9 protein-coding genes and 2 pseudogenes are annotated in these 9724 nt (G+C 65.2%); 6 read left to right on the forward strand and 5 right to left on the reverse strand.

What is annotated here, in order from left to right; all coding sequences use genetic code 11:
* Nucleotides 1-3: 3 nt before the first annotated feature.
* Complete coding sequence (locus tag RMN95_RS06080; RefSeq protein ID WP_309616058.1) at nucleotides 4-861, forward strand: aldo/keto reductase; 858 nt, start codon at nucleotides 4-6, stop codon at nucleotides 859-861.
* A gap of 36 nt (nucleotides 862-897) precedes the next feature.
* Here RMN95_RS06080 and RMN95_RS06085 read toward each other — a convergent pair whose 3' ends face one another.
* Nucleotides 898-1095, reverse strand: a complete 198-nt coding sequence (locus RMN95_RS06085; RefSeq protein WP_309616050.1) for a hypothetical protein — start codon at nucleotides 1093-1095, stop codon at nucleotides 898-900.
* A 216-nt stretch (nucleotides 1096-1311) separates the two neighbouring features.
* On the opposite strand from RMN95_RS06085, the gene RMN95_RS06090 reads away from it, so the two are divergent.
* Nucleotides 1312-1593 carry an iron-sulfur cluster assembly accessory protein gene (locus RMN95_RS06090; protein WP_309616051.1) on the forward strand — a complete coding sequence of 94 codons (282 nt, stop codon included), beginning with the start codon at nucleotides 1312-1314 and terminating at the stop codon, nucleotides 1591-1593.
* Between the two features lie 54 nt (nucleotides 1594-1647).
* On the opposite strand, the gene RMN95_RS06095 is transcribed toward RMN95_RS06090, so the two are convergent.
* Complete coding sequence (locus tag RMN95_RS06095; RefSeq protein ID WP_309616052.1) at nucleotides 1648-2922, reverse strand: hypothetical protein; 1275 nt, start codon at nucleotides 2920-2922, stop codon at nucleotides 1648-1650.
* Between the two features lie 171 nt (nucleotides 2923-3093).
* Here RMN95_RS06095 and RMN95_RS06100 point away from each other — a divergent pair, with 171 nt between their 5' ends.
* Nucleotides 3094-6828, forward strand: a complete 3735-nt coding sequence (locus RMN95_RS06100) for an AAA family ATPase (RefSeq protein ID WP_309616053.1) — start codon at nucleotides 3094-3096, stop codon at nucleotides 6826-6828.
* A gap of 225 nt (nucleotides 6829-7053) precedes the next feature.
* Here the strand turns inward: RMN95_RS06100 and mscL are convergent, their stop codons facing one another.
* Complete coding sequence (mscL, locus tag RMN95_RS06105) at nucleotides 7054-7494, reverse strand: large conductance mechanosensitive channel protein MscL (RefSeq protein ID WP_309616054.1); 441 nt, start codon at nucleotides 7492-7494, stop codon at nucleotides 7054-7056.
* Nucleotides 7495-7549: 55 nt separating this feature from the next.
* Here mscL and RMN95_RS06110 point away from each other — a divergent pair, with 55 nt between their 5' ends.
* Nucleotides 7550-7732 carry a hypothetical protein gene (locus RMN95_RS06110; protein WP_309616059.1) on the forward strand — a complete coding sequence of 61 codons (183 nt, stop codon included), beginning with the start codon at nucleotides 7550-7552 and terminating at the stop codon, nucleotides 7730-7732.
* A 14-nt stretch (nucleotides 7733-7746) separates the two neighbouring features.
* Here the strand turns inward: RMN95_RS06110 and RMN95_RS06115 are convergent.
* Both RMN95_RS06115 and RMN95_RS06120 read right to left on the reverse strand, forming a co-directional pair.
* A pseudogene (locus tag RMN95_RS06115) lies at nucleotides 7747-7887 on the reverse strand (FmdB family zinc ribbon protein); the annotation flags it as partial.
* A 15-nt stretch (nucleotides 7888-7902) separates the two neighbouring features.
* Nucleotides 7903-8481: a 5-formyltetrahydrofolate cyclo-ligase gene (locus RMN95_RS06120; RefSeq protein ID WP_309616055.1), complete on the reverse strand. Its 579-nt coding sequence runs from the start codon at nucleotides 8479-8481 to the stop codon at nucleotides 7903-7905.
* Between the two features lie 42 nt (nucleotides 8482-8523).
* Here RMN95_RS06120 and galU point away from each other — a divergent pair, with 42 nt between their 5' ends.
* Together galU and RMN95_RS06130 are read left to right on the forward strand one after the other, a co-directional pair.
* Nucleotides 8524-9414, forward strand: coding sequence for a UTP--glucose-1-phosphate uridylyltransferase GalU (gene galU, locus RMN95_RS06125; protein ID WP_309616056.1), 891 nt, complete (start codon nucleotides 8524-8526; stop codon nucleotides 9412-9414).
* 1 nt (nucleotide 9415) lies between these two features.
* A pseudogene (locus RMN95_RS06130) lies at nucleotides 9416-9724 on the forward strand (GNAT family protein); the annotation flags it as partial.

The raw sequence follows: 9724 nt of genomic DNA on the forward strand, positions 1-9724 counted from the left end.
TCCATGAAACAGCGCACTATCGGTACGGTTCAGGTCAGCTCGATCGGGCTCGGCGGAATGCCGATGTCGATTGAGGGTCGGCCCGACAGGGAGCGATCGATCGCCACGATTCATGCGGCGTTGGATGCGGGAATCACCCTCATCGACACGGCGGATTCGTATCACCTGCCGGGCGTTGACGTGGGCCACAACGAAAGCCTGATCGCCGAGGCGCTCGCCTCGTGGGGCTCGGATACTTCGGGGATCCTGGTCGCGACGAAGGGCGGTCATCTTCGCCCCGTCGCAGGCCCCTGGAACCAGAACGGTCACCCCGGTTACCTGAAGGAGGCCGCACAGGCCTCAGCGCGACGACTCGGGGTCGAATCGATCGGCCTCTACCAGTTTCACCGGCCGGATCCCCAGGTCGACTACGCCGACTCGGTCGGGGCGATTCGAGATCTCCTGGACGACGGCACGATTCGCATGGCGGGTATCTCCAACGCGAACCCCAACCAGATCCGGCAGGCGAACGAGATTCTTGGTGGACGACTGGTGTCGGTGCAAAATCAGTTCTCGCCGAAGTTCCGCTCGAGCGAACCCGAGCTTCGCCTGTGCCAGGAACTCGGCATCGCGTTCCTGCCGTGGAGCCCCCTCGGCGGCATCGGGGGAGCGAAAGAGCTGGGCGGGAAATGGGCGCAATTCCAGGACGTAGCCGACGCTCACGAGGTCAGCGCCCAGCAGGTGTGCCTCGCGTGGGAGCTGGCGCTCGCACCGGTCGTGGTGCCGATTCCGGGGTCCTCGCGGCCCGAAAGCATCCGGGACTCAGCGAACGCGGCCGATCTGGTGCTCGATGCGGACGAGATGGCGCGCCTCTCCGGCTAGGGCCGAGGTGGCTGCCGTCAGCGTTGCCCTCACGGTTCACACCGTCGCGTACAGCCCCTCCAATGCCGACTCGATCGAGTCGAAGTTGCCGACCGTTCGCGCATTGTCGTTCTTGAGCCTGAAGCCGCCGGCGGTGCGCAGGATCGTGCCGGCCATGATGTCGGTGATCTGATGCCGGATGATCCACCGGCCGTGCCCGTTCTCAGTCAAGTAGAAGTGTTCAGAGTGTGTCATCGCATCCCTCCGGTCCTCGACAATTCTCGCGGCGCCGACCGACATTAGTGCGCTGGAAAGATGAAGAGCAGATGAACTCATCCGGGAGTCGCTGGGCGGCCTCCCCAACATGTGCATCACCTCAGAATCGTGCCGTGAGCTTGATGTAGGGCGACAGGTGCGGAAGCGTGGCTGACTTCATCGCGTATTCCTGCGTGACAACGGAAGGACGAATCCATGCTCACCCTCACCGATACCGCCACGACTGTCGTCAAATCCATCGTCGACAAGGCGCCCCAGAGCGACGCGGCTGGCCTGCGGATCCACGGCGACTCCCCCGACGCCACCAACTTCAACGTCGCAATCGTTGCCGCTGCCGAGCCCGGCGATTCCGTGGTCGAGGCCGACGGAGCGCGAGTGTTCCTCGAGCCGAACGCCTCGCTGGCGCTCGACGATAAGGTGCTCGACGCCGAGGTCTCCGACTCCGGAGCCGTGACGTTTGCGCTCAACTTGCGCTAGGTTTACTGCCGCCGCGCTCGAGCGCGCCCGATCGGCTCGACCCGGGCGTGCGGCTCAGTCGCCGAACCGCGCCAGGGCGTCAGCGTCCCGCGCCAGGGTGACGGCCCGGCGCACGGTGTCGAGGGCTGCCACCGGGTCGGTCTCGACCTGGGCCAGCGCGTATTGGCGTTCCGCCTCCGCGAGCCGGGTGCGCGCGCTGACCGTGCCGCCCCGGCTGCCGATCAGTTCCCGCACCACGGCGATCTGGCTGGCGGCCGACACCAGGGTTCCGGCATACGCCGCGCGTGCGTGACTGAGGCGGTCGGTCTGGTTGCGGGCGCTGGCCAGCGCGAGATCCAGCTGGCTGATGGCGGCACCAATGCTGTCAAGATCGGCAACCGGATCCGTCGGCCCAGCGTGCGGCGCGAGCGAGCGGTCGACCGCCGCCATCGCGTCGATGATCGCCCGACCTGTCTCCGCATCCGGGGCCGTGTCGCGCTCGGCTTTCGCTTCAACGAGGTCGGAGCGAGCGGCCTCACGCAACTCCGCCAGGGCCTTCGCTGCGGCATCCAGGTCCCGTTCGGTGCGGTCCACCGCGTCGAGCAGAACTTCGGCACGACGCGCGGCCTGGGATGCCTGTTGCAGCGTGGCCGAGACCGCGCTGACCCCGGTGCCCGTGATGGCCGGAGCCGCGGCATCCACCGCCGACATCGCCTCCGTCAGCGCAGACTCGGCCTCATCCGGATTGCCCGAGACGCCCGACAGCGCCGCGGGAGCATATGCCGCGGCCAGGCGCGCGAGGGTGGTTCGGGTCGCGACGAGCCGCTCATGCATCGCCGCGACGGTGGCTCGGAGTTCGGTGACGGTTCCGGCGGCGGAGACCTCGAGCCTGCGCCTGCCCGCGAACGCGGCATCCTGTTGCGTCAGCATGGTGTTGGCCTGGTCGCAGAGCGCGATGATCTGAAGCGTCCACTCTCGTTTCTCGCGATCGCTGTCTGGAGTGCCATCGTCGAGTTGCTGCCTCAGCCGAAAGGCCTCGGCCACTTTCGCACGCGACAGCGCGATCGCCTGCCCGTAGTCGCGGGACTGTTCCGGCCCGAACTGCGCGAGAGCGAAACCGAGCTCATCGTCGGCCTTCCGCACCGCGTCATCCATCTGCACCAACAGGCTGCCCGCCCGCGCACTGAGGTCGTCGAGAGGGGCCGACCCGAACCCGAAGGCGGACGACGAAGCGGCGACACTGCGGTCTCCGCGCCGGCGGAAAAGCACCACGAAGCCCGCGACAACGGCGCCACCGACCAGCACCAGCACGGTCACGACGGCAACCGTGATGCCGGCGACTACATCCATGCCTCGCATTCTACGGGGCCGCGAGTATGCGAAACCCGGAGGTATCTCCGGCCTTTCCGATAACAGGCGTCTTAAGGTTGCGGTGTGTGGCGTGCCAATAAACCTTCCGAAAATTTCGCTGTTGATCCTGATGAGCAGCAGTCTGGTCCCAGCGACCCTGCGACACATCACGTGAACGCACAGCCGCAGGTGACCGCCCCGCACACCCTTAGCCTGGGCGATCCGTCGATTGTCGCCGGTAACGTGGCCGAGCCCGTCTGGGCCGAGTGGCGCGCAGAACTTGCCACCATCGGTGGTCGAAACCCTCTGCTGCACTTCGACGATGCCTCCCGCACCCACATCGAGCTGTCGACTACGCATCCGGGTGGGCTGGCCCAGTTCATCACCGGCAAGACGACACTGCTGTCAAACCTGATTCGGGATGACGTGGCCCTGCGCACGGCAAAACTCGCCGCTGGTGTGATCGCATCCAAGGGGCTCGAGTTGCAGAGCGCTCGAGGCATCGACTCCGTGCATCTCGGTATCGGCATCGCCGAGTGGCGCCATGGTGTCACCGACTATCGCGCGCCGGTGCTGCTGCGCCCGCTGGCCATCCGTCGGCACGGTCGCGATTTCGAGGTGAAGCTTCGCGGGTCTGCATTCCTGAACCCCGCGCTGGCAAGAGTCCTCGCTGAGCAGTTCGATCTTCGACTAGACGCTCAGGCCTTCGTTGCTCTCACCGACGACGATGGCACGTTCAAACCAAACCCGGTCATCGATCGGCTGCGGGGCCTAACCTCCCACCTTGAGCGGTTCGCGGTCAGCCCACGACTAGTGGTCTCCTCCTTCGCCGATGTGGCGAGCGGGCTGGTGGCGGATGCCGCGTCCTTGGAGCATCCCGTCCTCGATGCGCTCGCCGGCAACACCTCGGCGCGGTGGACGATCGAGGAAGGGTATGCGCCGGTCCAGGCCATCGCCGCCGATGAGCGCGCACCGCAGACCGACAGTCTCCTGCTCGATGCCGACTCCGAACAGGAGAACGTGATCGCGCAGATCACCGCAGGCAACTCCATCGTCGTGAGGACGCTCCCCGGCACCGGTGGAACCCAGACCATCGTCAACGCGATCGGCACCCTGGTGGCCCAGAATAAGCGCGTACTTGTCTCCAGCGCGCGCCGGGCATCACTGCTCGCCATCTCCGATCGGCTTACCGACATCGGGCTGCCGGGCATCGCGGTGTCGCCGCGCACACTGCGTCGCGATATCATCCACTCCATCTCCCGCAGCGAGAAAGCCACGCAACCCGCCGTCGGCGAGGTCGATGAGGCCCTCGTCAGGCTCCGCAAGGTGCTGCTTGACTACCGCCTCGGGCTGTCGAAGACGGATGTCGCCCTCAACGCCTCCGTGCTCGAGTGTGTTACCGAGCTCAGCAGGCTCGCGCTGCTCCCGAACCCGCCAGCCACCACGGCTCGGCTGTCACGCCGCACCGTCGAGTTGTTGGCGAAAGACCGCGCCAGAGCAGCCGAGATCATGGTCGCCGCCGCACGACTCGGCGAGTTTCGCTACGGTCCCGGAGATTCGCCCTGGTACGGAGCCCAGTTCGCCAGCGGTGTCGAAGCACTGCGCGCCCACGCGATTGCCAAGCAGCTCAGCGAGAGCGTGCCGAAGCTCGTCGAGTCAGGAATGCACCTCATTTCGGGCACGCACATGCGGCCGTTCCAAACCATCAACGAACTCGGCGTGTACCTTCGCCTGCTGATCGACCTGCGCGACAGCCTTGATCGATTCCTGCCCATGGTGTTCGATCGGTCCATCACCGAACTGATTGCGGCGACGGCCCACCGCAAAGACTTCCCCGAGATGTCGGGTGGCAACCGTCGCAGGCTCCGGAAGCTGGCCGCGGAGTATGTGCGCCCCGGCGTGCGTGTTGGCGACCTCCACCAGGCTCTCGTGCGCATTCAGCAGCAGCGGGTGCTCTGGCATCGATTTGTGGCCGAGGGTGCGACGCCGGAGGTTCCGGTCGGAATCGGTGAGGTGCAGGCGGCATACAACCAGGTCGCGCAAGACCTGTCCGAGCTTGACCAGCCTCTCGGCCTCACCATGCGAGAGACTCAGCTGGGGGTGGTTGCGATCCCGTTCCTCCTTGAGAAGGTTGACAGTCTCGCCGCTGAGTCTGATGTTCTGCACAACCTGCAGGAGCGCACCACCCTGATGGCATCGCTGCGCGAACTTGAGCTCGACCCTCTCATCGACGACCTCGCGCGCCGGCACGTGCCCGAGAAAGACGTCGCCGCCGAACTCGAACTGTCGTGGTGGAAGTCGGCGCTCGAGTCGGTGCTCGAGAGCGAGCGCGCATTGCTGGGGGCGAACACCTCGGTACTCGACCGTCTTGAAGCCGATTTCAGGCTCGTGGATGAGGCTCACGCGCAGGGAAACGCGCAACAACTGGGCTGGCAGCTAGCCGAGAACTGGAAGATCGGCCTGGTCGACTGGCCCGATGAGGCACAGCTTCTTAAGCGCATGCTTGCACGGGAATATGTCACCGCTTTCGACCTGCAAACCACGGCACCGCACCTCTCGCGCTCCGTCGCCCCGGTGTGGCTCGCATCGCCGTACGAGATCGACTCGATTGTCGACACTATGCCGTTCGATGTGGTCGTCCTCGTGGATGCTGGTGCCACGACCATCGCAGAGAACGCCGGTGCCATCCGCCGTGCACAACAGGTCGTGGCGTTCGGTGACCCGGTCACGCAGACTCCGGCCGCGTTCGATATCGGAATCGCCGATCCCGCGGCCGACGATGATGGGGCGCCGTCGCCCACAGACGAGTCGAGGGATGAGCTGCACGCGAACTCCGCCCTGGCGAGGCTCGGTGGGCTGCTTCCCACGTTGTCCCTGACACGAAGCTACCGGCCGGGTGGCGAAGACCTGGCCGAGCTGGTCAACCGTCGCTTCTACGGCGGCAGAATTCTCTCCCTCCCCTGGGCGGGCAGCTTCCTCGGGCACGGCAGTCTCGCCCTCGAATATGTGGTCGACGGTCACGGGATGCCCGATCCGGACTCTGGCGCTGTCGAGAGCCCCGACGCCGAGGTCGATCGTGTCGTCGACCTCGTGCTCGATCATGCGATGAAGCGCCCACACGAATCTCTCATGGTGATCACCGCCAGCCCGAAGCACGCGGTGCGGGTGATGCAGGCGGTGCTGGATGCGGCCGGGACTCGCGCGGGGCTCATCGACTTTGTCATCAGTGACCGGGCCGAACCGTTCACCGTTTCGACGATCGACCAGGCCGTCGCGCAGAGCCGCGACCGGGTCATCTTCTCGATTGGCTACGGGCGCACGCCCCACGGCAGGGTGCTGTCAGACTTCGGCACCCTCGGTGAACCGGGCGGCGAACGCATGCTGGCGGTGGCCATGACCAGGGCTCGCCGGTCGATGGTCATCGTCAGTTCATTCACGCCAGACGACCTCGAAGACGGCCGGATGAAGCATGGCGCCGTTGCGCTCGCCGAGATCCTCGGCGAGATTGGTGCCCGGCAGGCGGCGCAGCCGATTCCCGACGACAGCGAGCCGATGCTCGTCGATCTCGCCCGACGGCTGCGGCTTCGTGGGCTCACCGTGGCGCTGGGGCATCGCGGAAAACTGGGGCTTGTGGCATCCAGGGGCGGAATGTGCGTGGCCATCGAGACTGACACCGTGCTGCATCGTTCGAGCCTGCGCGAGTCGCTTCGACTGCGGCCGGAACTGCTGCGTCGACTGGGATGGCACTACCTGCGCGTGCACGCCTTCGAGCTGTTCAGCGACCCGGACGCCGTGGCCGCAAAGGTCGCGATCATGCTGGGTGCCGACCCGGCACCGGCCACGGAGCCGATCAGCGTGATCGTGAATTCAACGAAGCGGCAGGATGACCCGGACGCGATAACGTGACCGACGCAGGTCCCGCACACCGCGCCCGGCCGAGCGAGGAGGCGCCTCTCGCCGACAGCAGGCCCGCCACGCCACGCCCCCGACACCGTCGGGTGAGCACCGAGGCACCGTCCGGGTCGGACACGTCGCCGTCACCGGAGCCATCGCGGCACACCGCCGCCGAGAACGATGAACAGCTGCGCCGCGACAAGCCCCCGCACTGGGGATGAGCCCGGCGCGTGAAGGCTAACCGTCGGTGTGCTTGCCGCTCTCGACGGTCGGCTTCGCCAACAGGTCACGAATCTCGACGAGCAGGTCGATTTCGGTGATGACCGGCTCCTGCACCACTGCTCCGCCGGCCTGCTTCCGTGCCTCAGCGCGCTTCTTCAGGATGTTGACCGGCACGATGAGCGCGAAATAGACGACCAGGGCGACCAGCAGGAAATTGAGGACCGCAGCGAGAACCGCTCCGAAGTAGAGGGTCGCCACATCCCCAGACACGGTGGGAATTTTTACCGGGAACGCCTTCGCGAGGTCGGCCGCATTGAACAGCGCGCCGATCGCGGGGTTAATGACACCGGTGACGATGGAGGTCACGATGCCGGTGAACGCCGCACCGATGACCACTGCGACAGCAAGATCGATCACGTTGCCGCGGAGGATGAATTCTTTGAAGCCGTTCAACATGGTTGATTCCTAACTGCCAGGGCTCGCGCTGGAGCTGCCGGAAGAGCCTGCGGGTTTGGTTGCCTCTTTCCCGGGAGACAACCTAGCGCTAGTTGACTCCTTCGCGGTTGAGCTTGATTCAGATGACGTGGAGGCCGCAGACGTATCGCCCGATGACCCCGATTCTGAGGATGCCGATGCCGATGCCGATGCCGATCCGGACTTCGACTTCTCGGCCGCGCGCGAATCGGTTCGGTAGAAACCCGAGCCGCTGAATGACACGCCCACGGGCGAGAAAACCTTGCGCAGCAGGCCTCCGCAGGTCGGGCACACGGTCAGGCTGTCGTCTGTGAACGCCTGCACGATATCGAATGCGCTGGCGCACTCGGTGCAGCGGTAGGAGTAGGTGGGCACACGGATCCTTACAAATCAGAAGGCGACGATGCCTGAGGGGGTCACCACCCCGGTGATGCGTTGGTCGTGACGTTCACTCGGCACCGCATCCACGAGCTCGTGGTCGAAGATCACAGCATAGACCGGGGGGCACTGCTGCATCGATCCGAGGGTCTTGTCGAAGTAGCCTCGACCCCAGCCCATGCGCATTCCACTGCGATCGACGGATGCCGCAGGCACGATGATGAGGTCAACCTCGTCGATCGCGTTGGGGCTGAGCAGCTCGCTCGTGGGAGTGGGCATGCCGAAGACGTCTTCGTCCTCCTCCGCACCGTCATACGGCGCCCAATCGAGGAGGCCGTCGGAGCGGGAGATGGGCAGCAGCACCCTGATGCCGGTGCCGCACGCCCAGGCCAGGAAACCTCTGGTGCTCGGCTCAACCGGTGTCGAAAGGTAGGCCGAAACAGAGCGCGACCTCAGCCTCGTGGCGAGCTGGATGAGGTTTCGGGTGATCGCAGCATCCGCCTCAGCGCGCTCGGTCGAGGTGGTGATGCGGCGGCGCTCGCGAATTTCGGCGCGCATAGCACGCTTCTCGAGGCTGACGTCGTCGTGCATGCGATCCATACTAAGAGCTTCAGTGCCGATACCCTGATCACTATGGCATTCAGGATCACAAAAGCAGTTGTACCCGCCGCGGGCCTCGGTACCCGATTTCTGCCCGCAACCAAAGCGATGCCCAAAGAAATGCTGCCTGTCGTTGACAAGCCGGCAATCCAGTACGTCGTCGAAGAAGCGGTGGCCGCGGGGCTCACCGACGTGTTGATGATCACCGGGCGCAACAAGAATGCACTCGAGAACCATTTCGACAGGATGACCGAGCTGGAGGCCACGCTGGAAGAAAAGGGTGACACCGACCGCCTCAAGAAGGTCGAATACTCCAACGATCTCGCCGATATGCACTATGTGCGCCAGGGTGACCCCCGCGGACTCGGCCATGCCGTGCTGAGATCCAAGATGCACGTGGGGCGCGAACCGTTCGCCGTGCTTCTCGGTGACGACCTCATCGACCCTCGCGACGTGCTGCTGTCGCGCATGATCACCGAGCAGAACAACCGCAACGCGAGCATCGTTGCGCTGATGGAAGTAGACCCGGCGCAGACCCAGATGTACGGCATCGCGACCGTCGAGAAAACGGGAACCCCCGACGTCGTCAAGATCACGGGCCTCGTGGAGAAGCCCGCTCCGGGCACCGCGCCATCCAATTTCGCCATCATCGGCCGCTATGTGCTTCAACCTGACGTGTTCGACGTGCTTGAGCACACCGAGCCTGGCAAGGGCAATGAGATTCAGTTGACGGATGCGCTGCAGACGATGGCGGGAGAGAACATTGCCGGCGGGGTGTACGGTGTGGTCTTCCGCGGGCGTCGCTACGACACGGGCGACCGGGTCGACTACATCAAGGCCATCGTGCAACTCGCGGTCGAACGCGACGACCTCGGGCCCGAGCTGCGTCCGTGGCTTAAGCGGTTCTCAGCCGCCCTCGACTGACGTGGCCGCGACGATTCCCACGCTCTCGGAGGGGCGCACGACCATTCGTCCGATCCGGCTTCGGGATGCGAAGATCCTCGACCGGGAGCTATCCCACAACCGCAGCTGGCTGCGCAAGTGGGAGGCTACCAACCCACACGGTCCGATGTCGTTCGACGTGCGATCGAGCATCCGTAGTCTGCAGCAGAATGCGCGCGGCGGGTTCGGGCTGCCGTTCGTGATCGAGTACGACGGTGAGCTCGCGGGGCAGCTGAACGTGTCATCCATCACCTACGGTTCGCTGTCGTCGGCGACCATCGGGTACTGGGTG

Source organism: Salinibacterium sp. (assembly GCF_031364185.1).
In the GTDB taxonomy this organism is placed as follows: domain Bacteria; phylum Actinomycetota; class Actinomycetes; order Actinomycetales; family Microbacteriaceae; genus Rhodoglobus.

Coding starts and splice junctions, on each gene's coding strand:
- RMN95_RS06120 (WP_309616055.1), bottom strand. CDS start 8,481: ATGCACGACGACGTCAGCCTCGAGAAGCGTGCTATGCGCGCCGAAATT.
- RMN95_RS06080 (WP_309616058.1), top strand. CDS start 4: ATGAAACAGCGCACTATCGGTACGGTTCAGGTCAGCTCGATCGGGCTC.
- mscL (WP_309616054.1), bottom strand. CDS start 7,494: ATGTTGAACGGCTTCAAAGAATTCATCCTCCGCGGCAACGTGATCGAT.
- RMN95_RS06095 (WP_309616052.1), bottom strand. CDS start 2,922: ATGGATGTAGTCGCCGGCATCACGGTTGCCGTCGTGACCGTGCTGGTG.
- RMN95_RS06085 (WP_309616050.1), bottom strand. CDS start 1,095: ATGACACACTCTGAACACTTCTACTTGACTGAGAACGGGCACGGCCGG.
- galU (WP_309616056.1), top strand. CDS start 8,524: ATGGCATTCAGGATCACAAAAGCAGTTGTACCCGCCGCGGGCCTCGGT.
- RMN95_RS06090 (WP_309616051.1), top strand. CDS start 1,312: ATGCTCACCCTCACCGATACCGCCACGACTGTCGTCAAATCCATCGTC.